This window comes from Streptomyces sp. NPDC057136, from assembly GCF_042670885.1.
Classification (GTDB): Bacteria; Actinomycetota; Actinomycetes; order Streptomycetales; family Streptomycetaceae; genus Streptomyces.
In genome coordinates this window covers 278,029-302,406 of record NZ_JBHUUV010000006.1, presented here as the reverse complement: position 1 = coordinate 302,406, position 24,378 = coordinate 278,029, and the positions used below count along the sequence as shown (strand labels likewise).

Annotated in this window: 21 protein-coding genes and 1 tRNA gene; 16 read left to right on the top strand and 6 right to left on the bottom strand. The window is 70.0% G+C overall.

The annotated features are described in order from the left end of the window. Positions 1-53: 53 nt before the first annotated feature. The 3 genes from ACFT7S_RS11050 to ACFT7S_RS11040 all read right to left on the bottom strand — a co-directional run bounded on the left by ACFT7S_RS11050 (position 54) and on the right by ACFT7S_RS11040 (position 2,501). The gene (locus tag ACFT7S_RS11050; protein WP_382729703.1) at positions 54-671 is read right to left on the bottom strand and encodes a superoxide dismutase; all 618 of its coding nucleotides are present in this window, start codon (positions 669-671) and stop codon (positions 54-56) included. 241 nt (positions 672-912) lie between these two features. After that, positions 913-1,392 carry a heme-degrading domain-containing protein gene (locus ACFT7S_RS11045; RefSeq protein ID WP_382729702.1) on the bottom strand — a complete coding sequence of 160 codons (480 nt, stop codon included), beginning with the start codon at positions 1,390-1,392 and terminating at the stop codon, positions 913-915. Further along, positions 1,389-2,501, bottom strand: a complete 1,113-nt coding sequence (locus tag ACFT7S_RS11040; RefSeq protein ID WP_382729700.1) for a Gfo/Idh/MocA family oxidoreductase — start codon at positions 2,499-2,501, stop codon at positions 1,389-1,391. The genes ACFT7S_RS11045 and ACFT7S_RS11040 overlap by 4 nt, the downstream gene beginning before the upstream one ends. Before the next feature lie 56 nt (positions 2,502-2,557). On the opposite strand from ACFT7S_RS11040, the gene ACFT7S_RS11035 reads away from it, so the two are divergent. The 13 genes from ACFT7S_RS11035 (at position 2,558) to ACFT7S_RS10975 (ending at position 16,050) form a co-directional block, all read left to right on the top strand. Beyond that, positions 2,558-3,700, top strand: a complete 1,143-nt coding sequence (locus tag ACFT7S_RS11035; protein WP_382729698.1) for an ROK family protein — start codon at positions 2,558-2,560, stop codon at positions 3,698-3,700. A 468-nt stretch (positions 3,701-4,168) separates the two neighbouring features. Then, entirely contained in the window at positions 4,169-5,224 is a 1,056-nt protein-coding gene (locus ACFT7S_RS11030; protein ID WP_382729697.1) for a peptidase, read from the top strand. A 65-nt stretch (positions 5,225-5,289) separates the two neighbouring features. Beyond that, positions 5,290-6,054: a GntR family transcriptional regulator gene (locus ACFT7S_RS11025; protein WP_382729695.1), complete on the top strand. Its 765-nt coding sequence runs from the start codon at positions 5,290-5,292 to the stop codon at positions 6,052-6,054. A gap of 152 nt (positions 6,055-6,206) precedes the next feature. Next, positions 6,207-7,331: a TIGR03364 family FAD-dependent oxidoreductase gene (locus ACFT7S_RS11020; protein WP_382729693.1), complete on the top strand. Its 1,125-nt coding sequence runs from the start codon at positions 6,207-6,209 to the stop codon at positions 7,329-7,331. Continuing rightward, positions 7,328-8,035, top strand: a complete 708-nt coding sequence (locus tag ACFT7S_RS11015) for a phosphonatase-like hydrolase (protein WP_382729691.1) — start codon at positions 7,328-7,330, stop codon at positions 8,033-8,035. The genes ACFT7S_RS11020 and ACFT7S_RS11015 overlap by 4 nt, the downstream gene beginning before the upstream one ends. Continuing rightward, on the top strand, positions 8,032-9,237 hold the full coding sequence (locus ACFT7S_RS11010) for an ABC transporter ATP-binding protein (protein ID WP_382729689.1): 1,206 nt from the start codon (positions 8,032-8,034) through the stop codon (positions 9,235-9,237). The genes ACFT7S_RS11015 and ACFT7S_RS11010 overlap by 4 nt, the downstream gene beginning before the upstream one ends. A gap of 70 nt (positions 9,238-9,307) precedes the next feature. Next, positions 9,308-10,111 (top strand): 2-aminoethylphosphonate ABC transporter permease subunit, encoded by an 804-nt coding sequence (locus tag ACFT7S_RS11005; protein WP_382729719.1) that lies wholly within the window; start codon positions 9,308-9,310, stop codon positions 10,109-10,111. Continuing rightward, positions 10,098-10,895 carry an ABC transporter permease gene (locus ACFT7S_RS11000; RefSeq protein ID WP_382729687.1) on the top strand — a complete coding sequence of 266 codons (798 nt, stop codon included), beginning with the start codon at positions 10,098-10,100 and terminating at the stop codon, positions 10,893-10,895. The genes ACFT7S_RS11005 and ACFT7S_RS11000 overlap by 14 nt, the downstream gene beginning before the upstream one ends. A 47-nt stretch (positions 10,896-10,942) precedes the next feature. Continuing rightward, entirely contained in the window at positions 10,943-12,004 is a 1,062-nt protein-coding gene (locus ACFT7S_RS10995; protein ID WP_382729685.1) for a 2-aminoethylphosphonate ABC transporter substrate-binding protein, read from the top strand. A gap of 359 nt (positions 12,005-12,363) precedes the next feature. After that, positions 12,364-13,143: an HAD-IIA family hydrolase gene (locus ACFT7S_RS10990; RefSeq protein WP_382729684.1), complete on the top strand. Its 780-nt coding sequence runs from the start codon at positions 12,364-12,366 to the stop codon at positions 13,141-13,143. A 327-nt stretch (positions 13,144-13,470) separates the two neighbouring features. Next, positions 13,471-14,010: a hypothetical protein gene (locus tag ACFT7S_RS10985; RefSeq protein ID WP_382729682.1), complete on the top strand. Its 540-nt coding sequence runs from the start codon at positions 13,471-13,473 to the stop codon at positions 14,008-14,010. Position 14,011: 1 nt separating this feature from the next. Beyond that, positions 14,012-14,698: a class F sortase gene (locus ACFT7S_RS10980; RefSeq protein WP_382729680.1), complete on the top strand. Its 687-nt coding sequence runs from the start codon at positions 14,012-14,014 to the stop codon at positions 14,696-14,698. Between the two features lie 311 nt (positions 14,699-15,009). Next, positions 15,010-16,050, top strand: coding sequence for a glycoside hydrolase family 6 protein (locus ACFT7S_RS10975; RefSeq protein ID WP_382729677.1), 1,041 nt, complete (start codon positions 15,010-15,012; stop codon positions 16,048-16,050). Positions 16,051-16,137: 87 nt separating this feature from the next. Here the strand turns inward: ACFT7S_RS10975 and ACFT7S_RS10970 are convergent, their stop codons facing one another. From ACFT7S_RS10970 to ACFT7S_RS10960, 3 genes are all read right to left on the bottom strand, one after another. Further along, entirely contained in the window at positions 16,138-18,072 is a 1,935-nt protein-coding gene (locus ACFT7S_RS10970) for a galactose oxidase-like domain-containing protein (protein ID WP_382729675.1), read from the bottom strand. Beyond that, positions 18,069-19,991, bottom strand: coding sequence for a glycosyltransferase family 2 protein (locus ACFT7S_RS10965; RefSeq protein WP_382729673.1), 1,923 nt, complete (start codon positions 19,989-19,991; stop codon positions 18,069-18,071). Before ACFT7S_RS10965 ends, ACFT7S_RS10970 begins: the two co-directional genes overlap by 4 nt. A gap of 447 nt (positions 19,992-20,438) precedes the next feature. Beyond that, a tRNA-Lys gene (locus ACFT7S_RS10960) sits at positions 20,439-20,512 on the bottom strand. Between the two features lie 186 nt (positions 20,513-20,698). Here ACFT7S_RS10960 and ACFT7S_RS10955 point away from each other — a divergent pair. The 3 genes from ACFT7S_RS10955 (at position 20,699) to ACFT7S_RS10945 (ending at position 24,371) form a co-directional block, all read left to right on the top strand. Beyond that, the gene (locus ACFT7S_RS10955) at positions 20,699-22,003 is read left to right on the top strand and encodes a peptidoglycan-binding protein (protein WP_382729672.1); all 1,305 of its coding nucleotides are present in this window, start codon (positions 20,699-20,701) and stop codon (positions 22,001-22,003) included. Between the two features lie 85 nt (positions 22,004-22,088). After that, positions 22,089-23,621 (top strand): SPFH domain-containing protein, encoded by a 1,533-nt coding sequence (locus tag ACFT7S_RS10950; RefSeq protein ID WP_382729670.1) that lies wholly within the window; start codon positions 22,089-22,091, stop codon positions 23,619-23,621. Between the two features lie 159 nt (positions 23,622-23,780). Then, complete coding sequence (locus ACFT7S_RS10945; RefSeq protein WP_382729668.1) at positions 23,781-24,371, top strand: lytic polysaccharide monooxygenase; 591 nt, start codon at positions 23,781-23,783, stop codon at positions 24,369-24,371. The last annotated feature ends 7 nt before the right edge of the window (positions 24,372-24,378 follow it).

The following is a 24,378-nucleotide window of genomic DNA, read 5'->3' as shown; positions in this document are numbered from 1 at the left end:
GTCGCAAAGCGTAGAGGCTTCCCGACCCACCCGCCGTTCCGCTGTGACGTGTGTCAGCCGGCGACGGTCGCCGTCGCGGCGGTGAAGCGTGCCTGGACGTCGGCCCAGTCGACCAGGTCCCACAGCTTGGCGACGTAGTCGGGGCGGACGTTCTTGTACTGCAGGTAATAGGCGTGTTCCCAGGCGTCGAAGACCAGCAGCGGGACGCTTCCCTGGCCGACGTTGCCGTGGTGGTCGTAGACCTGCTCCACGATCAGCCGGCGGCCCAGCGGCTCCCAGGCCAGCACGCCCCAGCCCGAGCCCTGCACGGACGAGGTGGCGACGGTGAGCTGCTTCTTGAACGCCTCGAAACCACCGAGGTGCTCCTCGATCGCGGTGGCCAGCACGCCGTCGGGGCGGTCGCCGCCGTCCGGGGAGAGGTTCTGCCAGAAGATCGAGTGCAGGACGTGCCCGGAGAGGTTGAACGCGAAGGTCTTCTCCAGACCGACGAGCCCGGCCGGAGGGATCACGTCCTTGTCGCGGAGCTCGGCGATCTGCTCCAGCGTGTCGTTGGCGCCCTTGACGTACGCGGCGTGGTGCTTGGCGTGGTGCAGCTCCAGGATCTCGCCGGTGATCGCGGGCGCGAGCGCGGAGTAGTCGTACGGCAGGTCCGGGAGAGCGTAGGTGCCCATCAGGCACGGCCCCTTTTCGGTAGTGGGTGATCTTCAGGGACCCACCCTAGGCTGTTATTGCGAGTTACTTGCAACAACGATCCAGATGCAACACTATGGATTCGGGCGGGGCCGACCCGTCAGCTTTCGCGAGGCCGGCACCTCGGCGTGCTGCCCTTCCGACAGGTGATCGTCTTCCACCGGCGCCCGCCGGCCCGGTCGGCCCCGCTCACTCCTCTCCCGGCTTTCGGTCCTCCGTGGGTCAGCCGTCGAGTTTCGTGGCGAACTGCTCCAGTGCCTCGACGACCAGCGCGTGATCCTCGGCCTGCGGCAGACCGGAGACCGTGACCGAGCCGATCACGCCCGCGCCCTCGACCGCGATCGGGAACGAACCGCCGTGCGCGGCATAGACGTCCGGGTTCAGGCGCGAGGACTCCTCGAACGTGGTGCCCTTCGCCCGGAAGCGGGTGCCGACCAGGTACGAGCTCTCCGCGTACCGCTCGACGACCCGGCGCTTGCGGTCGATCCAGGCGTCGTTGTCCGCGGTCGAACCGGGCATCGCCGCGTGGAACAGCTGCTGGGCGCCGCGCCGGATGTCGATCGCGACCGGGGCGTGCCGGGCGCGCGCCAGCGCGACGAGCAGACCGCCGAGCGCGTGCGCGTCGTCGTAACCGAAGTGCGGCAGCGTCAGCCTGCGCTCCTGGGCGATGAGCTCGGAGATGGTCGGAGCGGTGGGGCTCATACGGAGTGCTCCTCGGTGGGGTGGGGGAGAAGGGTCACGGAGGTGCCCTCCCGCGCGGAGCGGCGGGCGGCCTCCAGGACGTCCAGGGTGGCCGCGGCCTGGAGAGCGGTCACCGGGTTCTCGCCGGTGCCGCGCAGGGCGGCGGTCACCGCCGCGTAGTACGCGGGGTAGTCGCCGGGGAGCGAGCGGACCGGGGTGCCGCCGCCGGTCAGGGGCGACTCGCCCGATCCGACCCGGCCCCACAGCTCCTGCGGCTCCTCGCCCCAGGGCTCGCCCGCGGCGGGGCGCAGGCCCTCGCGGAGGGCGGCCTCCTGCGGGTCCAGGCCGTGCTTCACATACCCGGCCGCGGAGCCGAGCACCCGGAAGCGCGGGCCGAGCTGGGCCGTGGTGGCGCTGACGTAGAGGTGCGAGCGCACCCCGTTGGCGTGCGTGATCGCGATGAAGGTGTCGTCGTCGGCCGAAGCACCCGGACGGCGTACGTCACACTCGGCGTACACCTGCACCGCCGGGCCGAACAGGGTGAGCGCCTGGTCGACGACATGGCTGCCCAGGTCGTACAGCAGCCCGCCGATCTCCAGCGGGTCGCCGGACTCGCGCCAGCCGCCCTTGGTCTGCGGACGCCATCGCTCGAACCGGGACTCGAAGCGCTGTACGTCGCCGAGCTCGCCGTCGGCGATCAGGCGGGCGAGGGTGCGGAAGTCGTTGTCCCAGCGGCGGTTCTGGAAGACCGAGAGCAACAGACCGCGCTCGTCGGCGAGCGCGGCGAGCTCCCGCGCCTCGGCGGCGGTGCCCGCGATCGGCTTGTCCACGACCACCGGCAGACCGGCCTGGAGCGCGGCTGTCGCGAGCGCGACGTGGGTCTTGTTGGGGGAGGCGATCACGATCAGGTCGAGCTCGTCCGCGCGGGGCCAGAGCTCGTCGGGCGAGGCGGCGAACCGTACGTCCGGGCACTCGGCGCGGGCCTGCGCCCGCCGCTCCTCGTTCGACGTGACGACCGTGTCCAGGACGAGGCCCTCGGTCGTGGTGATCAGCGGGGCGTGGAAGACGGAGCCGGCCAGGCCGTATCCGACGAGTGCGACCCGGAGTGGGGCATTGGGGTTCCCAGTCATGCCTGCCACTTAAGCAACGCTGTTGCCAAAGTGCAAGCGGTGGGGACAATGGGGTCGTGAACAGAAGCAATACCAGGAGCGGCACCGGAGCCAACCTCCCGACACTGCGCCACCACAACGCCGCGCTCGTGCTGGATCTGCTGCGGGTGGCGGGCGAGCGCGGGATCAGCAGGCTGGAACTGGCCGAGCGGACGGGGCTCACCCCGCAGGCCGTCAGCAAGATCACCACCCGGCTGCGGGGGGAGGGGCTGGCGACGGAGGCGGGCCACCGCGCGTCCACGGGCGGCAAGCCGCGCACCGTGCTCCGGCTGGTCCCCGACGCGGGGTACGCGGTGGGGCTCCACCTGGACCGCGACGAGCTGACGGCGGTGCTGGTCGACCTGGCCGGCACGCCGGTGGCTGCCCGGACGTCTCCCCTCGACCTCGGCGCCCCGGCGGACGAGGTGGTCGCGGACGCGGCGGAGGCGGCGGAAGCGGTACGGGGTAAGCGGCCTGTGTTCGGGCTGGGCGTCGCGATGCCCGGGCCGCTGGACCACCGGGGCGGGGTGCTGCACCGGGTCACGGGGTTTCCGCAGTGGGACGGCTATCCGCTGCGGGACGCGCTGGCCGCGCGGACCGGGCTGCCGGTGGTCGTCGACAAGGACACCAACGCGGCGGCCTTCGGACTGGCCCTGCGGGAGCCGGGCGGCAGCGACTTCGCGTACCTCCATCTGGGCACCGGGCTCGGCGCGGGTCTCGTGCTCGGCGGCGAGCTGCACCGGGGGGCGCGTACGGGGGCGGGGGAGTTCGGCCACCAGACGCTGCAACTGGACGGCCCGCTGTGCGAGTGCGGGGGCCGCGGGTGCATCGAGGCCCTGTGCCTGGCCGCGGTGGCACGTGGTGATGTCGCGGAGGCGGTGCGGGTGCTGGGGGCGGGGGCGGCGAATCTGGTCGGGCTGCTGGACATCGACCGGGTGGTACTGGGAGGACGGATCGTCGCTGCGGACGAGGCGGCGTACGTACGGGGCGTACGAGCGGTGATCGAGGACCGGGCCCGCCGCGACGGAACGGGCCGCCCGACCCCGGTCACGGTCGCCGGCGGAGGCGACCGCCCGGTCGCGGACGGGGCGGCCCAGCTGGTCCTGGCACCGGTATTCGGCGGCGTGAGCGAATCGGGGCCGCCGCCGGACGCGTTGTCCTCAATCGCCGGACGGGCTTGATGTGCGCCGCCCCGGTCTCCGGCGGAGGCTTTGTCCTCAATCGCCGGACGGGCTGGGTTTTGGCGCCCGGTCCTCGAGCGGGGGTCTTGTCCTCAAGCGCCGGACGGGCTTGATTTGGCCGGGCTGGCGGGGAAGTTCAGCCCGTTGGGAGCTTGAGCGGTACGGGGGCGATTCAGCCCGTCCGGCGTTTGAGGGCAATGAGGGTGCTGCGGTGCTGCGGGGCAATCTCAGCCCGTCCGGCGCTTGAGGACGGGGCGGTGCCCCTGCGGCGGTGCAGCGAACGTTCAGCCCGTCCGGCGATTGAGGACAACGTGGGGTCGGCGTTCGGCCGGAGGAGGGGAACGGGGGCGCCGTACGGGCGACCGCACCGGCATGTCGGCCCCCTTCACCCGCGCGCGTGTGGCAGCGTCGCCGACCCCGCCGAGGCCCCCGCCCCGGTCGTTCGCGAGCAGCAAAGGGTGACCCCCTATGCCCCCAAAACCCCCCGCACGGCTGCGCGACGGCCGCGCCCTCATCACTCTCGGACCCGCGGCCGGAATCGCCGCAGCGGCCGTGCTCCTCGTCGGAGCGGCCGCCGCAGACGCCGCCGCCTCCTCCGTCAGCGTCGGCCGGCAACCCGGCTGTGGTGACCCGAACGCCGACAAGTTCCCCATCGAGACCAGAATCCACGGCGGCCCGGACACGTACGCCTCCGGCGGCGGCTACGGGATCTGGTTCCTCGATCTGACCAACACCACGTCCGAGCCGTGCCGCGCCGTCCACCCGGTCCTGGTGCTGACCGATCAGGACCGGAAGCTCGCCGCCGACCAGATCCAGCTGGAGTTCTCCGAGCGGACCAAGCGCGCCGACCCCGATGCGGAGTACCGCGTCACCTGGGAGACCACGGACCGGGACGAGCAGATCGGAGTCTTCGGAGGAGGCGAGGCGGACGAGGACTTCCCCGGCTTCACCGTGCCCGCCGGACGCACCGTCACCGTCCAGGTCCGGATGGCCTTCACCTCCGACACCGAACCCGGCAAGGTCACCGTCAACGCCGCCATCGTCCATCGCCCCAAGGACCCCGGCAGCGGCAGCGGCGACGGGGAGTGGGTCGGGGAATCCGACGGCTACCCCTTCGCCATCGTCGACGGCGGCCCGGATGCCAGCACCGACCCCGGCACCGGCACAGACAACGGGACCGGCACAGACAACGGCACCGACCCCGGCACCGGCACAGACAACGGGACCGGCGCAGACAACGGGACCGGCACCGACCCCGGCACCGACCCCGGCGCCACCACCGACCCCGACCCCGACCCCGGCACCGACCCCGGCGCCACCACCGACCCCGGCACCGACCCCGGCACCACCACCGACCCCGGCACCGGCGCCACCCGCCGTGACGCCGCAGGCAACCCCCTCCCCGAGCTGGCCCGCACCGGACAGGACCCGGTGCTCCCGTTCGGATTCGCCACCGGAGTGCTCGTCATCGGCGGGGCGGCCGTCATGACCCGGGCGGAACGGGCCCGCCGCGAGCAGGGCTGACCCCCGCCCGTACGCGCCCGCCCGTCCGTACCGCCCCGTTCACATCCGTCTGCCACCATCGGCCCGTGGACTATCCGAACGACCAGGCACCTGGCGCACCGATCCGCTCCGGCATTCCGGAGCACGGCCGTATCCCCAAGTACTACGCCGTCAAGGCTCATGTATCCCTCCTGATCGACGAGTTGGGCGAAGGCGGCTCGCTGCCCACCGAGCGTGACCTCGCCCTGCGCTACGAGGTATCGCGCGAGACCGTGCGGCAGGCGCTGCGCGAACTGCTGCTGGAGGGACGGCTGCGCCGCCGCGGCCGCGGCACCGTCGTCGCCGGGCCCAAGCTGGAGCAGCCGCTCTCGCTCGCCAGCTACACCGAGGGCGTCCGCCGTCAGGGTCGCAGGCCCGGCCGTACGCTCATCGGCCTCGACCGGTTCCCCTGCCCCGAGGCACTCGCCGCCGAGATAGGCGTCACCCGCGGCGAACCGGTCTGGCACCTGGAACGCGTCCTGCTCGCCGACGACGAGCGGGTCGGCCTGGAGAGCACCTACGTGACCGTCGCCCGTGTCCCGCACCTGGACACGGAGTTCGACCCCGACTCCTCGTTCTACGCCTACCTCCGCGACCGCCTGGGCATCTCCTTCGGCGACGGTGACGAGCGGATCGAGACGGTGCTCGCCACCCCGCGCGAGGCCCTGCTGATCGGTACCCCGCCCGCGCTGCCGATGCTCTTGATCCACCGGGTCTCCCGGGACGCCTCGGGCCTGCCGCTGGAGCGGGTGCGGACACTCTTCCGTGGCGACCGGTTCTCCTTCACGACGCATCTGGGCAACCAACGCTGAGCCGCAGAAGCTGAATCGAGCCTCTGCGGCCGATAGGTGACGCGCGTTGATAACAGCAACATAACGGGTCTAGGCCAACCTTGGGTGCTCGTTCACCCTCCCGTTGCCGTTCCGATTCGTTCGGGCCACCCGCCCCGAGGAGCGTTGCCGTCGTGAGAGTCATCGTCGTAGGAGCCGGCGTGGTGGGAACCATGCACGCCTGGCACGCAGTGAACCGCGGCCACGAGGTCGTCCAGATCGAGCGAGAGAGCGAGGCGCGCGGGGCATCCCTTCGCAACTTCGGACAGATATGGGTCAGCGGCCGGGCGGGCGGCGAGGAACTCGACACCGCCCTGCGCGCCCGTGAACTGTGGGAGGGCATCGCCGCACAGGTCCCCGGCCTGGGCTTCCGCCCCTGCGGATCGCTCACCCCGCTCCGTACCCCACTGGAACACGCCGTCGCCGAGGCGGCCGTCGCCCGCCCCGACGCCGCCGCCCGCGGCTACAAGCTGCTCACCGCCGCGGAGGCCCGGGCCGTCAACCCGGCGCTGCGCGGCGCGTTCGAGTCCGCGCTGTGGTGCGAGCGGGACGCGGCCGTGGAGCCGCGCACCGCCCAACTGGCCCTGAAGGAAGCCCTGCTGGCCTCCGGAAGATTCACCTACCTCGGCGGCCGTGAGGTCCGCGAGGTCATCGGCGACAGCGCGGTCCGCGACGACCACGGCGACGTACACACCGGCGACGTGGTCGTCCTGTGCACCGGCGCCTGGCTCGGCGGCCTCGTCCGCGAACTGGCAGGACCGGATCTGCCCGTGCGCCGCGTCCGCCTCCAGATGATGCAGACCGACCCGCTCGGCGAGGCGCTCACCACGTCCGTCGCCGACGCCGACAGCTTCCGCTACTACCCGGCGTACGCGGGTGAAGCCCTGGACGCGCTCAATGCCGGGCAGGCCCAGGAGCCGATCGCCGCCGAGCACCGGATGCAGCTGCTCATGGTCCAGCGCCGCGACGGCGGACTGACCATCGGCGACACCCACGAGTACGAGCACCCCTTCGCCTTCGACACCGTCGAGGAGCCGTACGAGCACCTCAGCCGGGTCGTCGAGTCGTTCCTCGGCCGCCCGCTGCCGAGAATCCGCCACCGCTGGGCCGGGGTCTACGCCCAGTGCACCGACACGAGCCGGGTCGTCCACCGCCAGCAGGTACGCGGCGGCACCTGGCTGGTCACCGGACCGGGCGGGCGCGGGATGACCTGCTCGCCCGCCATCGCCGAAGCGACCGCAGAAGAGCTGGGCTGGTGAACACGTTGACGGAGAAGCGCACCCACAACCTGGTCGTGCTCGACATGGCCGGAACCACCGTCGCCGACGGCGGACTGGTCGAGCAGGCCTTCGCCGCCGCCGCCCAGCGGCTGGGCGTCGAACCCGGCTCCGCCGAGCACGCCGAGCAGTTGGCCCATGTCCGCGCCACCATGGGCGAGTCCAAGATTTCCGTCTTCCGGCACCTTTTCGGCGACGAGGACAAGGCCCAGCAGGCCAACACCGCCTTCGAGGAGGCGTACGGGAAGCTCGTCGACGGCGGCCTCATCGCCCCGATACCCGGCGCCCGAGAAGCCATCGAGGAGCTGAAGGCCGAGGGCCGCACCGTGGTCCTGTCCACCGGCTTCGCCCGCCCCACCCAGGACGCCATCCTCGACGCCCTCGGCTGGCAGGACCTGGCCGACCTCACCCTGTGCCCGGCCGACGCGGGCGGCCGCGGCCGCCCCTACCCGGACATGATCCTCGCCGCGTTCCTGCGCACCGGAGCCGTGGACGGCGTCCACGATCTCGTGGTCGCGGGCGACACCTCGTACGACATGCTCAGCGGCGTACGCTCCGGGGCCGACCTCGTCGCGGGCGTCCTGACCGGCGCTCACGACACGGCGCGCCTGGAGCAGCACGGCGCCACGCATGTCCTCGGATCGGTCGTCGAGCTGCCGGGTCTGATCGCGCGGGCCGAAGCATGACGGGCGGCGGCGGCGCCGTCCGCAGCGGCATCAGGTTCGACCAGGTCACCGTCGCGTACGGGGGGAACGTCGTCCTCGACCGGCTCGACCTGACCGTCGAACCCGGCGAGGTCATGGCGCTGCTCGGGCCCTCCGGCTCGGGGAAGACCACCGCGCTGCGCGCCGTCGCCGGATTCGTCCGGCCCGCCTCCGGGCGGGTCCACCTCGGCGACCGCGATGTCACTGCGCTGCCCCCGCACAAGCGCGGCATCGGCATGGTCGTCCAGCAGTACGCCCTGTTCCCGCACATGCGGGTCCGGGAGAACGTCGCCTTCGGCCTCAAGGCCCGCAAGGTCCACAAGTCCGAGATCCCGGGCCGGGCCACCGAGGCACTCGAACTCGTCGGCATGGGCGCCTACGCCGAGCGCTACCCGCGCGAGCTCTCCGGCGGCCAGCAGCAGCGCGTCGCCATCGCCCGCGCGCTCGCCATCCGGCCGGGCGTCCTGCTGCTCGACGAACCGCTCTCCGCGCTCGACGCGCAGCTTCGCTCCGGGATGCTCGCCGAACTGGCGCGGCTGCACCGCGAGTTGCCGGACGTCTCCATCCTGTACGTCACCCATGACCAGGTCGAGGCGCTGACTCTCGCCGACCGGATCGCCGTCATGGACAAGGCGCGGCTTCAGGACTGCGGCACCCCGCAGGAGCTGTACCGCCGCCCCCGTACGGAATTCACCGCCTCGTTCGTCGGCAACGCGAATCTCCTGCCGGTCACGGTCGGTTCGGGGTCCGTTGCCTTCGCGGGGACGCGCCTGGAACTCTCCACCGGCGAGGCGGCCGAGGGCAGCACGGCCACCCTGTGCGTACGCCCCCACCTCGTCGGTCTCGGCGACGGACCCAACGCTCTGCGCGGCACGATCGCAGAGGTCCAGTGGAGAGGCTCCACGCACCGCCTCCACGTGGACGTCGACGGTCACCGCGTCAAGGCGGACCTGCGCGAACTGCGCGAGACGCCGGCACTCGGCGCCGAGGTCACGCTGCACTTCGCGCCCGACGACGCGGTGCTGCTGCCGGTCGGCGCAGGGGTTGCGCAGCCTTCGACAGCGCTGTGTCCTCAATCGCCGGACGGGCTTGATTTTCAAGCCCGTCGAGGGGGTCCCTCCCATGCCCTCAAGGCTATGGGGGAAATTGAGGACAAGACGGTAACCGGAGGGGCCCGTGGCTAGCGTGGTCGCCGGAGATGTCCGCCGGAGCCCGGCCGGAAGCCGCGTCGCGCGCGAGCGCCGTACGGCCTGGATCTGGGCGCTGCCCCCCGTGGCCGTCCTCGTGCTCGTCTTCCTCTATCCGCTGGCGCTCGTCGTGCAGCAGTCCGTCAGCCCGGACGAGGGCGGCACCTCGCTCACCCCGTACGCGGACGTCTTCGCCTCCGAGTCCTTCCGGTCGGCGCTGACCACCACCGTGTGGCTCGCCGTCGGATCGACGGTCGGCTGTCTCGTACTCGGCTTCGTCCTGGCCCTCGTCATCGCGTTCGTACCGTTCCCCGGCGGGAAGGCCGTCGCCAAGTTCATCGACGTCTTCCTCTCCTTCCCCTCGTTCCTGATCACGCTGGCCCTGCTGTTCATCTACGGCACGGTCGGCATGGCCAACGGTGTCTGGACCGACGTCACCGGTGCGCCCGACGGGCCCTTCCACTTCCTCACCACCCCGTGGGGCGTACTCCTCGCCGAGATCACGTACTTCACCCCGTTCGTAATGCGGCCCCTGCTCGCCGCCTTCTCCCAGCTCGACACCGCGCAGCTGGAGGTGGCGTCCTCGCTGGGCGCCCGCCCCGCCCGGATCGTGCGGAAGGTGATCCTCCCCGAGGCCCTTCCCGCGCTCGCGGCGGGCGGCAGCCTGGTCCTCGTCATGTGCCTCAACGAATTCGGCATCGTGCTGTTCACCGGGGCGAAGGGGGTCACGACCCTGCCGATGCTCGTCTACGGCAAGGCGATCCTCGAATCCGACTACCCGGCCGCCTGTGTCGTCGCCGTCGTCAACATCGCGATCTCGGTCGGTCTCTACAGCCTGTATCGGATGGTGAGCCGCCGTGTTGGTGCATAGCCGGGCCGCGAAGTGGGCCATCTGGGCCCTCTTCCTCCTGTTCTTCGTCCCCTTGTTCGCGGTGCCGCTGCTGGTGATCGTCGCCGCCTCGTTCGCCACGAACTGGTCTGACGCCTTCCCCTCCGGGCCCACCGCCGAGCACTACGCCGCCGCCACCAGCGGCGATTCGCTCCAGGCCCTCACCACCAGCCTGATCACCGCCGTCAGCGCCAGCCTGCTGGCCCTGACCGTCGGTTCCTGGGCCGCTGTCGCCGCCGCCTCACTGCGCAAGGGCGGCAAGAGGTTCCTGGACGCGCTGTTCATGCTGCCGGTCGCCGTGCCCTCCGTGGTCGTCGGCCTCGCGGTGCTCGTCGCGTTCAGCGAGCCGCCGATGCTCCTCAACGGGACGCGCTGGATCGTGATCCTCGCGCACACCGTTCTTGTCACGGCGTTTGCCTACCAGTCGGTTTCGGCCGCGACAGTACGTCTCGACCCGATGTACGAGCAGGCGGCGGCCAGCCTCGGCGCCCGACCCTCGTACGTCCTGTGGCGGATCAAGCTGCCGCTCCTGCTGCCGTCGCTCACGGCCGCTGCTGGGCTCTGCTTCGCCCTGTCCATGGGCGAGTTGAGCGCCACGATGATGCTCTACCCGCCCGACTGGACACCGCTCCCGGTGCAGATCTTCGCGGCCACCGACCGTGGCTCGCTCTTCACCGGCGCCGCGGTGGCCGTGGTCCTGATGGGCGCGACGCTGCTCGTACTGCTCGGCGTCTCCCGTATTCGGACCAGGGCCTCGTACCGCTGACAGCCCCGTACATAGGGGCCCCCTTACTTCCAGGAGATACGACACCCATGCGCAAGAACCTCCTCAAGCCGATCGCCGCCGTCACCGGCAGCCTCGCCCTCGCCGCCACCCTCTCCGCCTGTGGCGGCTCGTCCGCCGCATCGGACGAGAAGGTCGTCACCGTCTACAGCGCCGACGGCCTCAAGGGCGAGAACGGCGACGGCTGGTACGACAAGGTCTTCAAGGACTTCGAGAAGAAGACCGGTATCAAGGTCGAGTACGTCGAGGGCGGCTCCGGCGAGATGGTGCAGCGCGCCGTCCGCGAGAAGTCCAACACTCAGGCCGATGTGCTCGTCACCCTCCCGCCCTTCATCCAGCAGGCCGACTCCAAGGGCCTGCTGAAGGCGTACGAGCCGGCCGGTTCCGACCAGGTCGACGGCGCCGACAAGGCCGCCGACGGCAAGTGGACCTCCGTCGTCAACAACTACTTCGGCTTCATCTACAACACGAAGGAGCTGAAGACCCCGCCGAAGACCTGGGAGGAGCTGCTCGACGGGAAGTTCAAGGAGAAGGTCCAGTACTCCACCCCGGGCGTGGCGGGCGACGGTACGGCCGTCCTCATCAAGGCCATGCACGACTTCGGCGGCAAGGAGCCGGCGATGGAGTATCTGAAGCAGCTCCAGACCAACAACGTCGGCCCGTCCGCCTCCACCGGCAAGCTCGCCCCCAAGGTGGACAAGGGCGAACTGCACGTCGCCAACGGTGACGTCCAGATGAACTTCGCCCAGTCCAAGGACATGCCGAACCTCGGCATCTGGTTCCCCGCGAAGGGAAGCGGCAAGCCCACCACCTTCGCCCTCCCGTACGCGGCCGGTCTGGTCGACAAGGCACCGCACAGCGAGAACGGCAAGAAGCTGCTCGACTTCATGCTCTCCGAGCAGGCCCAGAAGGACGTCAGCGCGGTCGGTGGTGGCTTCACCGCGCGCAAGGACATCGAGTCCACCGACGCCAACGCCATCGAGCTCACCGCGCTGCTCGACGGTGTGGAGGTCTTCGAGCCCGACTGGTCCGACATCGGCACCAACCTGGACAGCTACGTGGACGCCTGGAAGTCGGCGACTGGAAGCTGACCGGAGCTGACCGGCCGCCTTTCGGCAACTGTTCACTGCAAGGGTCTGGACCGGACTCGCATTATCTCGCAAAGATAACGGGTCTGGTCCAGACGTCGCGCTTTCGTTGGAGGATCACGTGTCCCGAGGTATGTCCAGGCGTTCCGCGCTCGCCACCAGCGTGAGCTTCCGGTTCCGTTGCACCGGCAGCAACAACTGGTACTGGGTGGTAGGCGGAGTCAAGATCAGTTCCTCGTGACCCGAGAGTTCCGCCCGGCCGGACCGGCAGCCTAAAATCGGGGACGTCGGCGCTGCACAACGCGGTGCCGCCGGCGTCCCAGCACATTGCGTGCACAGTACGTACGGCAGGAGCCCGTCCCATGGCAGAGCGCAAGCCGATCGAATCCTGGCTGACCGACATGGACGGCGTCCTCATTCATGAGGGCACGCCGATCCCCGGCGCCGACGCCTTCCTCAAGAAGCTCCGTGAGTCCGGCAAGCCCTACCTCGTGCTGACGAACAACTCCATCTACACCGCCCGCGACCTTCAGGCCCGTCTCACCCGCATGGGCCTTCACGTGCCCGTCGAAAACATCTGGACCTCAGCGCTGGCGACCGCTCAGTTTCTCGACGACCAGCGTCCCGGCGGTACGGCATACGTCATCGGTGAGGCGGGCCTGACCACCGCATTGCATGACATCGGGTACATCCTCACGGATTCTGATCCCGACTTCGTGATTTTGGGTGAAACTCGCACATATTCTTTCGAGGCCCTGACGAAGGCCGTCCGGCTGATCAATAACGGCGCACGCTTCATTGCCACCAACCCGGATGAGACCGGACCTTCGACAGAAGGAGTACTTCCGGCAACCGGATCGGTTGCCGCGCTGATCACCAAGGCGACCGGTAAGGACCCGTATTTCGTCGGCAAGCCGAACCCGCTGATGATGCGTGCCGGACTGAACGCCATCGGGGCGCACTCCGAGACCTCCGCCATGATCGGCGATCGGATGGACACCGACGTACTCGCGGGCCTGGAAGCCGGCATGACGACGTTCCTGGTAATGACCGGAGTGACTCAGCCGGGCGACATCGACCGGTACCCGTTCACGCCGTCGAAGGTCGTCGAGTCCATCGCGGATCTGGTCGACCTCGTTTGACGGTGGATGAAGCCGCCCACCCGGTACCGGGTGGGCGGCTTCTGTGTCGGTAGCTCAGTGATCGTCGTCGCCAAATCGGGGTCGGCGTCATCCAGGGCGGTGGCCAGTCCCCCTTCGCTGCTTGATGAATGTCGGGAGGTCTCGCCGACTTGCTGCGAGCGGTCACCTCCAAACGATCTCAAGCAGCTCCGGACGGAATCGACCTCGCTGCGCGCCGCCCTTGCCCGCCTTGCTGATCACGACGGCGTCCATGCTCCGCGCGATCTCTGCGGCTCCTGAGATGCGAAATGCCGACGCGCGGGCGAACCTGCCATAAGGAGGTTCACCATGCGTTCACTACCCCTCACGTTCTGTGCCGCAGCGGCGGCCGCGGCGACTCTGCTGCCCACGACCGCCGCGCTGGCCGACTCCGAGTCCCACGGAAGGGTCTCGGTGACTCCGTCCGCCATAGCCCCCGGCGGGGAGGTGGAGCTCTGGGTCGACATCTGCGGCAAAGGCAAGCAGGCCAAGGGCAACTCCGACGCCTTCGTCTCGGAGGCCCACTTCGCCCCCGCCGACAACAAGGGCCTGTTCGCCGAAGCCAAGATCCGTTCCGACGTCGAACCCGGCGACTACGACGTCTGGGTGCACTGCAAGGGCGACAAGGGCAAGGCCACCGGCAAGATCACCGTCGTCCACCACAGGCAGCCCTCACCCGTCGCACCCGTCAGGGCCGGTGGCGGTGGCACCGCCACCCTCGCCGACCAGGCAGCCGAGCAGGACGGCCCCGGCACACCGCACGCCGTGACCGGGCTGGTCCTCGGGGCCGTCGCGGCCGTCGCCGTCGCCTTTCGCAGCGCACGGCGCCGTCGCTCGGCCACGGACTGACGTGTCCGCCTCGGACCGCCCGGCAGGCACCGGGCGGTTGCTCACCGGAGTCGCCTGGGCCGTTCTCCTGCTGGGCCTGTGGCTCTGGGGCCGCGAGATCACGGACGGTCGGGGCGGCAGCTCCGCCCCGACGACCGGTGACGTCGCGGCGGTCGGGCGCCCCCTGGGCGTACCGCTGCCCCCGGCGCACAAGCCGCTGGACGGTGCCGCTCCCGAGCGGGTCGAGATCCCCTCGATTGGGGTCGAGGCCCCCGTCGTCCGGCGCGGTCTGGACGAGGGCGGGGCGATCGACCCGCCGCCGTACGCGAGGCCGCAGACCGTCGGCTGGTACGGCAGCGGCACCGAACCGGGCGCCGAGGGCGCCGCGCTCTTCGTCGGCCATGTCGACACGGAGACGAAGCCCGCCGTGTTCTACGGGCTCAGCGCGGCCCGCCCCGGCGAGAAGGTCCGGGTGACCAGGGCCGACGGCACGATCGCGGTGTTCACCATCGACGACGTCCAGGTCTTCACCCGGGAACGCTTCGACGCCCAGAAGGCGTACGGCCCCCGCGAGGACGGCCGGGCGGAGCTCCGGCTGATCACCTGCGGCGGCACGTTCGACCGGAAGTCGCGTTCGTACACGGCCAACGTGGTCGTCTCGGCCTATCTCACGGGCCAGGACAGCGTGGCCGCGAAGAGCCCCGCCTGACGTTCGGCACACCGTGAATACCGGGCCCGGCCGGCAGCCCGCTCCCCCTCGGAGTCGTCGGCCGGGCCGGTCCTCGACCGCTGGTGCCCGGGCTGCGGGAGAAGCCGGGCACGGCACGGGAGGTCGGGTGCCTGCCCGACACTGTAGGCGCGGCGATGCCCGCGGCCCACGGAGATTTTGACGGGATGTCCGGATATCGAGGTCGCGGCGGGCGCCAGTGTCGCTGTGTCAGGATGGACGGGACCGGGAGTACATCGGCGCGGCCGGCAACGGGTGCGACCAGTGCGACCAGTGCACCCGAGGGGGAGTGGATGTACGGGAGTTACACCGGCCGGTCCGGCGCGCGCACGCGCCCGGGATCCGGTCTGCGGACCGGTACGGCGGCCGTGATCGGCGCCGTCCTGCTCCTGGCGGGATGTTCCTCGTCCGACGACGAGGAGAAGGGCGGCTCGTCCGCCGCCATCGGCCAGCAGCCCAAGGACAGCGAGCCGTTCTGGGTCGACCCGGACGGCACCGCGGCACAGCAGGTTGCCGACTACGCGAAGGACGGCGACGACAAGAACGCCGGCCTGATCCGGAAGATCGCACGGCAGCCGGTCGGCGAGTGGATCGGCCCGGACAATCCCGAGGGCGAGGTGAAGGGCGTCACCGAGGCGGCCGAGAAGGCCGAACGGGAAGCCCTGCTGGTGCTCTACAACATCCCGCACCGCGACTGCGGACAGTTCTCCAAGGGGGGAGCGTCCGACGGGGACACCTACCGGGCCTGGATGGAGAACGTGGCCAAGGGCATCGGCGACCGCCGGACCACGGTGATCCTGGAGCCTGACGCACTGCTGCACCTGGTGGACGGCTGCACACCGCAGGAGTTCCACGAGGAGCGCTACGACCTGCTCAAGGGCGCGGTGCAGCGGCTGAAGCAACAGCCCGGGACCTCGGTGTACGTGGACGCGGGCAACGCGGGCTGGCAGAGCCCCGACGCGCTGTTCCAGCCGCTCCAGCGGGCGGGTGTGGGGGACGCGGACGGCTTCGCGGTCAATGTCTCCAACTTCCAGACCACGGCCGCCAGTACGGACTTCGGCAAGCAGCTGTCGGCGAAGGTCGGTAACAAGCCCTTCGTGATCGACACCAGCCGCAACGGCAACGGCCCCTACGACGGCGGTGACCCGGCGGAGAACTGGTGCAACCCACCGGGCCGCGCGCTCGGTGAGACCCCGACCACGCGGACGGGCGACGACCTGATCGACGCCTACCTCTGGATCAAGCGCCCCGGCGAGTCCGACGGCGAATGCAAGGGCGGCCCGAAGGCGGGCGAGTGGTGGCCAAAGTACGCGCTGGGGTTGGCCGGCGGGTAGGCCGCCCCGGGCACATCAAGCCCACCCGGGCCACATCAAGCCCGCCCGGCGGTTGAGGGCGGAACGACCACCGGGCGGCCCCGGTGCCTACGGCACCTCCACCCACGTCCCCTCCGACGGCGTGCCCCGGTCGTCGGTGACGAACAGCATGTACCACCCCGAAGGGACCAGCGCCCGGTTCTTCGGCACCGTCACCGTGACCCCGTCCGCCGACATCTTCAGATCCAGCGCGACCGTCCGCTGATCCGTGTCCGTGACATGCGTGACCGCACTCGGCCGCATCAGCTTCGCCGACTTCAGGGACGACGCCTGCCGCGTCGCGAACGTCCCCGTACCGCCGCGCGCGATCCGCTTCGGCCCAGCCGTCAGCTCCGGCCTGGCCTCGCGGTACAGGTACGGCGGCGTGTAGATCTCGATGCGCTGCTCGAACGTGCCCGGCCGCGTGTTGTCCCGGTCCGAGTAGAGCGAGTCGGAGCCGAAGATCATGACCCGGCCGTCCGGCAGCAGCACCGACCCCGAGTGGTAGTTGCGGCCCACCGCAGGGTCCGCCACCCGCTTGTACGTGTCCGACTTCGCGTCGTACAGCCGCGCCTGGAGCACGTCCGAGCCGCCGCGCCCGCGGTAGTCCTCGGAGCCGCCGGTGACGAGCAGGGAGTCGTCGGGCAGCAGTGAGGCGCTCGGATAACGGGTGCCGTCCGACAGCGCCGCACCGTCCACGAACCGCGGCTTCTCGGCCCCGAGATCCACCAGCCGGGACTTCTCGCTGGACTTCTCGGACTCGCCGACCCCGCCCCCGCCGATGACCATGAACTTCTCGTCCTGGGCGGGAGGCAGCCGTACGGTCGCCGAGGTCTCCATCTTGTCCGGGTCGCTGAGCCCGGGAATCTTCTTGAACGTGTTCGTCCCCAGGTCCCAGACGCCGGGGGCTCGGCCCGTGCTCGCGGGCCCGTACCCGGCGTTGGAGCCGGAGTAGAAGAGCTTGCCGTCGTTGAGGAGGAAGACCGCCGGATAGGTGGGGAACTTCCGGATGACGCCGGTGTACTCCCACTTCTTGGTCTCGGGGTCGTAGATCTCGTCCTTGCCGGGCACGATCTGCCCGATCTCGTCCAGACCGGAGAGTGCGAGGACCTTGCCGTCCTTGAGCGTGGTGAGCGTGGGGTACCAGCGGGCCTCGTTCATCGGGTCGACGGTGATGTACTTCTCCGCGACCGGGTCGAATTCATAGGCTTCCCTGATGCCCTGGAAGTCCTTCTTGTCCAGGGCGAGTTTCTGCGCGATCCCGTATACGTTGCGGGTGTCGGAGCCGGAGAGACCGGCGATCCGGTAGTTGTCCTCGGTGCCCGTCTCGTACGTCATGCCGGACTTCCGGGCCTCGACGTAGATCCGGCCGCGACCGGGTTCGTTGCGCACGAAGGCCCCGGTCCGCTTGTCGAAGACCTTGGTGGCCTTCTCGACAAGCACGGGGTCCTTGGAGACGAACGTCTTGCCGTTCTCCTTGCCGGTGAACCGTGTGCCGGCCGGCAGGGTGACGGGCTTGTCCGGGTCCTCGTTGTGGACGATCATCAGGCCGCCGGCCTTGGTGACGTCGCCCTCAAGCTTCTCGTACCGCTTGGTGCCGCCGGCTATCAGGAGCTTGCCGTCGGGCAGTTGGGTGTGACCGGAGCAGAACATGTCCTTGGGCGTGGGTATGTTCTTGAACGCGTTCGTCTTCGGGTCCCACAGCACCGACCGGAAGCTCTTCGCGTCGAAGTTCTTCTGGTTGTTGCCCGAGCCCGCGACGAGCAGCACCTTGCCGGTGTGCAGCAGCGCCGCGTGGATCGTGTTGATCCGGAATTCGGCGGGGACGTCGAGGTAGTCCCAGTGACCGTTCGCGGCCTTGTACTCCGCGGTGTTGATCTCGTACGTGTGATAGCGCTCGGTGCCGAAGCGGTACAGCCACGGTCCGTTCGCGCCCGCGAGCGCGAGAACCACCGCCGTACTGATCGCCAGTCGGCGGGTACGGCGGCTCGGACGGTACTTCATTTTTTACGTCCCCCAAGGGCGATCTGCATGGTCTGTTCGTTGTCGGCGGGGCCGGGCCGCTCCTGCGGCAGGGGTCCCGGCCGCGCTGCCGGGGCCCCGCCCTCCGGCGGTCCCGCGCGGCGCTTCTTCTTCTCGGCGCGGACGGTGTGCCGCCAGCCGAAGATCGGCGCCGCCGTGATCAGCAGGGCGAGGCAGGCCCAGGTCAGCATCGCGGGATGGCTGTGGCCCAGGAAGAAGGACGCGGCGATGGAGCCACCGAAGACGAGCAGGAAGAAGAGGTGGATGCGGAAGGTGCCGAAGAGGGTGTCAGGGCTCGACGAGTCGCCCTTGGGCGTCACGACGAAGGAGCTCTTGCGGCGCAGGACGGCATCCATCAGGGAGCGTGCGTAGATGGGTGCGGAGAGCGCCGACATCATCATCCCGGCGAGTCCGCCGGAGCCCTCGGGCTCGTGGGGCGAGACGTTGTGGCGGCGGTTCCAGATGTAGAGACCGATCTGGAGCGCGGAGGCGTTTCCGTAGAGCATCATCCAGATCGTCGGGTCGATCTGCACACCGGAGGCGCCCATGCCGAGGAACAGCGCACAACTCAGCGCGGCGAGAATCCAGTTCATCGCCGACATCGGGTAGAAGATGATCATCATCGTGTAGTTGAAGAGCTTGCCCGCGGGCAGCGAGAACCAGCCCTTCCAGTACTGCTTGAGGATCGTCTCGTACGTCCCGCGCGACCAGCGCAGCTGCTGCGTGAAGAAGTCCGTCCAGGCGGTGGGGCCCTCGCCGACGGCCAGGACGTCCGGGGTGTAGACCGAGCGCCACTTCTTGCCCGTCAGGGGGTTGCGGGCGCGGTGGATCTCGAAGCCGGTGGCCATGTCCTCGGTGATCGAGTCGTAAAGACCGCCGATCTGCTTGAGGGTCGAGATCCGCACGGCGTTGCTGGTGCCGACGAACATCGGGGCGCCGTAGCGGTTACCGGCGCGCTGGATCAGCGCGTGGAAGAGGAACTGCTGCGACTCGGCGGCCTTCGTGACGAACGAGTCGTAGTTGCCGTAGACCTGCGGACCGATGACGAAGCCGATGTCCGGGTCGCGGAAGTAGCCGAGCATCCGCTCCAGATAGTTGGGCAGCGGTACGTGGTCGGTGTCGACCGAGGCGAAGAAGTCGTAGTCCCCGCCGTGGGCGTCGAGCCAGGCGTTGTAGTTGCCGTGCTTCGTCTTCGCGCGGTGCGGGCCCTTGGCCTGGTTCCAGTGCGCGACGCCCTTGCGGGAGAAGTGGTGCACACCGAGCCGGGCGCACACCTCCTTCACCGCGGGATCGTCGCCCTCGTCGAGCAGCCAGACGTGCATGAGTCCGCGGTGCCGGATGCGTACTGCCGCCTCCAGCGTCTTCGTCACCATCGCCAGGGGCTCCTTGCCCGGTACGAAGGAGGTGAGGAAGGCGACCTTGGTGCCCGTCTCCGGCACCACCGGGACCGGGTCACGGGCCACCAGCGTCGCGTGCGCGTTGGAGAGGACGTTCATCGTGCGGAAGAGCTCGATCAGACCGATCGAGACCAGCATGACGATGTCGAGGATCAGCAGCGTGTCGTTCTTGAGGTTCGGATCGCGTTCCGTCCAGTGCGCCGGCTGCATCAGCCAGGCGAAGAGGCCGAGCGAAACGAGAGGAGCCGCGCCGAGGAGCAGCGCGGCCCGGAAGCGGTGCGGTTCCTGTGAGAGCAGGGAGCGGTAGCGGACCGTGTAGGGCCGGCCGGGGTCGGGCTGCGTCAGGGGTCCGGCGAGCCGGCTGTAGTGCTCGTAGTCGTAGCGCGGCAGCGCCTTGTTCGTCTGGCGCCGTCGCTGCCCGGTCCGCAGCTGCGGGGGTATCCGTAGCTGAGTGGTCCGGGACGCGTCGTTGTCCTGCCGGGCGCCTGGCGGCGTCGACGTCATGGATCATCCCCCCGCACGCATGGTCAGTGCGCGATTGGTCGGTCAGTCGTGTGCGGTGGAGCCCCCTGGATCACCGCACACGCACACAGTGGCGGGCCACCCTTCCACAGACACGGAAAGGAGGCCTTCCGGTTGCATGATGCCCCCTCGGCATTCGTCCATGAGCGGGACCCCCATCCCGCGGTACACGCAACCGGTACATCACTCTCCGCTGCCCAACTGCCCGGGTGCAGCGGCCCCCTTGGAGTTCGACGGCTCCAGGACAGGTTGTCCGACTTGTCGTGTGATTGCAAGGGTGAAAAACGGTGTTTACCGGGCATACGCACGGTTTGGCCGATGTGCGGGAGTGAGGGGGAGGGGCGTGCGGGGGTGCCCGTGGGCGCTCGTGAACCACCGCGCGCACGAACAAGGCCCCCTCACGCTCGGTGAGGGGGCCTTGACTTTGCGTGCGCCGTCAGGGACTCGAACCCCGGACCCGCTGATTAAGAGTCAGCTGCTCTAACCAACTGAGCTAACGGCGCCTGCTGACCTGGAGAACTCTACCCGATGAGAGGCCGTGCCCCTGACCAATTCCGCCGCGCCGTGTCCTGTGGGATGGTCGTTTTTTCTCTTTGATCCGTCAAAATACTATATGTCGGGAGAGTTGAGACATTGACGCCCGTTTGCAGATGCGCCCAAAGATCTTGACGAGTGCGGAGGGGAATCGCATGACTGTGCCGGTCTTCGAGGAGTACGAACCCGCTGTCGACTGCACCTGTGCGGGGTGTGCCGCGCAGCGGCGTACCGCGGCCAGGGCCCTGTCGACGCGGCACGGCGGACATCCGGCGGCGCACGGCGCACGCCGAGCACTGGTGCTGGTGACGGCCGCCGGAGTGGTCCTGTCCAGCGGGGCCGCCGAGGCGGCGACCGCGACGGGACGCGCCGCGGGACACGCCGCGGGACCCGCCCGGACGGACGCGCCGCCCGATCCCGAACCGGCCACCCCGCAGGGCGAGAAGGGTCCGCTGAACGGGGCGGGGTCCTCGGACCCACCGTCCTCGGCGCTGACGCTCCGGGGCGCCACGCGGGCCGACATCATCAACCGGGCCAAGGTCTGGGTCTCTGCGCAGGTCCCGTACAGCATGAAGAAGTACTGGTCGGACGGCTACCGCCAGGACTGCTCGGGCTTCGTCTCGATGGCGTGGAACCTGCCGCGCAACGAGTGGACGGGCAGCCTCGACCAGTACGGGACGCGGATCTCCCGCGAGAAGCTGCAACCCGGCGACATCCTGCTCTTCCACAATCCGGCGGACCCGTCCAAGGGCTCGCACGTCACGATCTTCGGCGGCTGGACCGATTACCGGCACACCCACTACACCGCCTACGAGCAGGCACGCCCGCGCACGCGCAAGCAGGCGACGCCCATGGCGTACTGGAACAACTCCGACCGGTACGTGGCGTACCGCTACCGGGGCCTCACCGGCGGGGCGGCAGGCAGCGGCTCCGCGACGTCCTTCCCCGGGGCGGGGAAGTTCGGGCCCGGAGCCAACAACAAGTACGTCACCCAGCTCGGCAAGATGCTCGTGTCGCGGGGCGGCAAGCGGTCCTACGCGCAGGGGCCGGGACCGAGGTGGGGCGAAGCGGACAGGCGCGCGACCCAGGCGTTCCAGAAGGCCCAGGGCTGGAAGGGCAAGGAGGCCGACGGCATCCCCGGCCCGCACACCTGGCGCTATCTGGTCACCGGCACGGGGCGCAGCATCCCGGCCGCCGGTACGGGCAGTAGTCCGAGTACGGCCCCGGCCTTCCCGGGCCGCGGCTATTTCAAGCCGGGCCAGTCCAACAGCCATGTCGCACGGCTCGGCAAACAGTTGGTGAAGAGGGGTTACGGCAAGCGCTACCTGTCGGGCCCGGGTCCCCGGTGGACCGAGGCGGACCGCCGCAATGTCGAGGCATTCCAGCGATCCCTGGGCTGGCGCGGCAGCGCGGCCGACGGCTACCCGGGCCCGGAGACCTGGCGGCGACTCTTCGCGTGACGGTACGGACATGACGGAGGCGGCAATGCGACCCATGGTGTCGGACAGCTCCGGATCCCCGGAGAACGGAAAGGCAGGGCAACCGGTGAACGGACACGAGGAAGCGATCGAGGTTCCCGCCACGAGTACCCCGGCGGGGGCCGCCCGGGCTCCGGGCGCCCCGTCGGGGGAACCGGCACCCGGCCGCCCGGCCGGGGCCGCCCCGGACGAGGGCGGCCAGGACGAGGGCGGCCCGTCGCCGGAGCCCGATGTGGACGGGCGGGGCGGGCGCGGGGCCGACACCGTGGTGGATCTGGTGCTTGACCTCGTCCCGGCGGACGCCGTCGTCGGGGCGTCCGTTTCGGTGCCGGTCCGGGGGTCCGACGGTGCGTCCGTGGCGGGCGACGGTGTCGGGACCGCCGAGGCCGACAGCTGGCGGGGCACCGGGCGACGGCACTCCGTCATCGCCAACGAGTCCACGGCCTCCATCCCTGTACACCTGCTCTTCCGCGACGACCGCGATGCACACGGCGCACGTGACGCACATGTCCTACATGTCGCACGCGACGCACTCGATGCACGCGACGCAAGTGACCCCGTTACGGGCCCGGAGCGCGGCGATTCGGGTGCGCTGCCCGCCTTCGTGGCCCCGCGTCCCCAGCCCGCCCGGCGGCCACCTCTGCCGCGTTCACCGCAGATGCAGGGGCAGGCGCCGACCAGGTCGGGACCGCTCGGCGACCCCCGGCTGTACGAGCGGCCCGGGCCCGCCCTGCCCGGCTGGGCCGCGCTGGTCACGGGGGCGGTCGGGACCGCGGCCGGTCTCGCCACCCTGTGGTGGTCCGGGGCGCTGCCCGCCGCCGCGCTCGACAGCATCGGGCTCGGCTCCAGCCCGTACGACGGCATCGGTATCGGGGCCTGGGCGCTCCTCGCGCTCCTGGTGGCGGTGGTCCTGTTCGCGCTCGGCGGTCTCGGTCGGGGCCGGGTCGGGCACGCCTGGGTGCTGACCCTCTTCGGCGACTACCGGGGGAGTGTGCGCCGCACCGGCCTGGTCTGGGTCTCCCCGCTCCTGCTGCGCCGCCGCGTCGACGTACGGCTGCGGCACTGGCGCAGCGAACCCCTGCCCTCCGTGGACGCGAACGGCACCGCACTGCGCGTGGTAGTCCTCGTCGTCTGGCGGATCAAGGACACCGTGCGGGCCACGCTCGGCGTCGCCGACCACGAGGAGTATCTGCGCGAGCAGGTCGAGGCCGCGATGGCGCGGGTGTTCTCGCAGCTGCCGGCCGACGCCTTCAACGAGGACGCCCACACGCTGCGCAACGCCGAGGCCGTCGGTGACGCGCTGACCCGGATGCTGAAGGCGGACTGCGAACCCGTGGGCATCGAGGTGTACTCGGCGCAGCCGACCGGTATCGAGTACGCCCCCGAGGTCGCCGCCGCGATGCAGCGGCGCCGGATCGCCGCGATCGACGCCAGGCACCGGGACAGTGTGCTGACTTCCGTGGTCGACGCCGTCGACGACACTGTGCACCGCCTCACCTCGCGCGGCATCGTGGAGCTCGACGACTACGAGCGAAAGGCGCTGGTGAAGGACCTGACGGTGGCCTTCTACACCGGTCGCAGCGTCACGGAAGGCTCCTGAGAGCGACCCCGCAGCAGCCACCGGTGAGCCGGAATCGGACGCTCATTGGTCTGGACATGTTCATGTCGCGTCAATAACCTGTGACTTGGTCTAGACCGCACAACACGCGCGCAGAGCAGAGCTCATGGAACATCCCCCACGTTCTTGAGGAGCACAAGCATGCGGAAAAGGGCAAGCGCGGCCGTGATCGGCCTGGCGATAGCGGGCGCGTCCATGTTCGCGACCAGCAGCGCAAGCAGCCACGGCTACACCGACTCCCCGATCAGCCGTCAGAAACTCTGTGCCAACGGCACGGTGACCGGCTGCGGAGCCATCCAGTGGGAGCCGCAGAGCGTCGAGGGCCCCAAGGGCTTCCCGGCGGCCGGCCCGGCGGACGGCAAGATCTGTTCCGCGGGACTCAGTCAGTTCGCGGCGCTCGACGACCCGCGCGGCGGCAACTGGCCCGCGACCAACGTCACCGGCGGCCAGGGCTACAGCTTCCGCTGGCAGTTTACCGCCCGCCACTCCACCACCGACTTCCGGTACTACATCACCAAGAACGGCTGGAACACCACCCAGCCGCTCACCCGGGCCGCTCTGGAGTCCCAGCCGTTCATGACGGTGCCGTACGGGAACCAGCAGCCCCCGTCGACCCTGACCCATCAGGGCACCATCCCCACCCAGAAGACCGGTAAGCACATCATCCTCGCCGTCTGGACCGTCGCGGACACCGGCAACGCGTTCTACGCGTGCTCGGACGTGCAGTTCTGACGTTCGG

What these genes read in the sequence shown, in the direction of transcription:
- ACFT7S_RS10995 (WP_382729685.1), top strand. Translation starts at nt 10,943, where the DNA reads ATGCGCAAGAACCTCCTCAAGCCGATCGCCGCCGTCACCGGCAGCCTC.
- ACFT7S_RS11010 (WP_382729689.1), top strand. Translation starts at nt 8,032, where the DNA reads ATGACGGGCGGCGGCGGCGCCGTCCGCAGCGGCATCAGGTTCGACCAG.
- ACFT7S_RS11040 (WP_382729700.1), bottom strand. Translation starts at nt 2,501, where the DNA reads ATGACTGGGAACCCCAATGCCCCACTCCGGGTCGCACTCGTCGGATAC.
- ACFT7S_RS10990 (WP_382729684.1), top strand. Translation starts at nt 12,364, where the DNA reads ATGGCAGAGCGCAAGCCGATCGAATCCTGGCTGACCGACATGGACGGC.
- ACFT7S_RS11030 (WP_382729697.1), top strand. Translation starts at nt 4,169, where the DNA reads ATGCCCCCAAAACCCCCCGCACGGCTGCGCGACGGCCGCGCCCTCATC.
- ACFT7S_RS11050 (WP_382729703.1), bottom strand. Translation starts at nt 671, where the DNA reads ATGGGCACCTACGCTCTCCCGGACCTGCCGTACGACTACTCCGCGCTC.
- ACFT7S_RS11045 (WP_382729702.1), bottom strand. Translation starts at nt 1,392, where the DNA reads ATGAGCCCCACCGCTCCGACCATCTCCGAGCTCATCGCCCAGGAGCGC.
- ACFT7S_RS10965 (WP_382729673.1), bottom strand. Translation starts at nt 19,991, where the DNA reads ATGACGTCGACGCCGCCAGGCGCCCGGCAGGACAACGACGCGTCCCGG.
- ACFT7S_RS10970 (WP_382729675.1), bottom strand. Translation starts at nt 18,072, where the DNA reads ATGAAGTACCGTCCGAGCCGCCGTACCCGCCGACTGGCGATCAGTACG.
- ACFT7S_RS10975 (WP_382729677.1), top strand. Translation starts at nt 15,010, where the DNA reads ATGTACGGGAGTTACACCGGCCGGTCCGGCGCGCGCACGCGCCCGGGA.
- ACFT7S_RS10985 (WP_382729682.1), top strand. Translation starts at nt 13,471, where the DNA reads ATGCGTTCACTACCCCTCACGTTCTGTGCCGCAGCGGCGGCCGCGGCG.
- ACFT7S_RS10945 (WP_382729668.1), top strand. Translation starts at nt 23,781, where the DNA reads ATGCGGAAAAGGGCAAGCGCGGCCGTGATCGGCCTGGCGATAGCGGGC.
- ACFT7S_RS10955 (WP_382729672.1), top strand. Translation starts at nt 20,699, where the DNA reads ATGACTGTGCCGGTCTTCGAGGAGTACGAACCCGCTGTCGACTGCACC.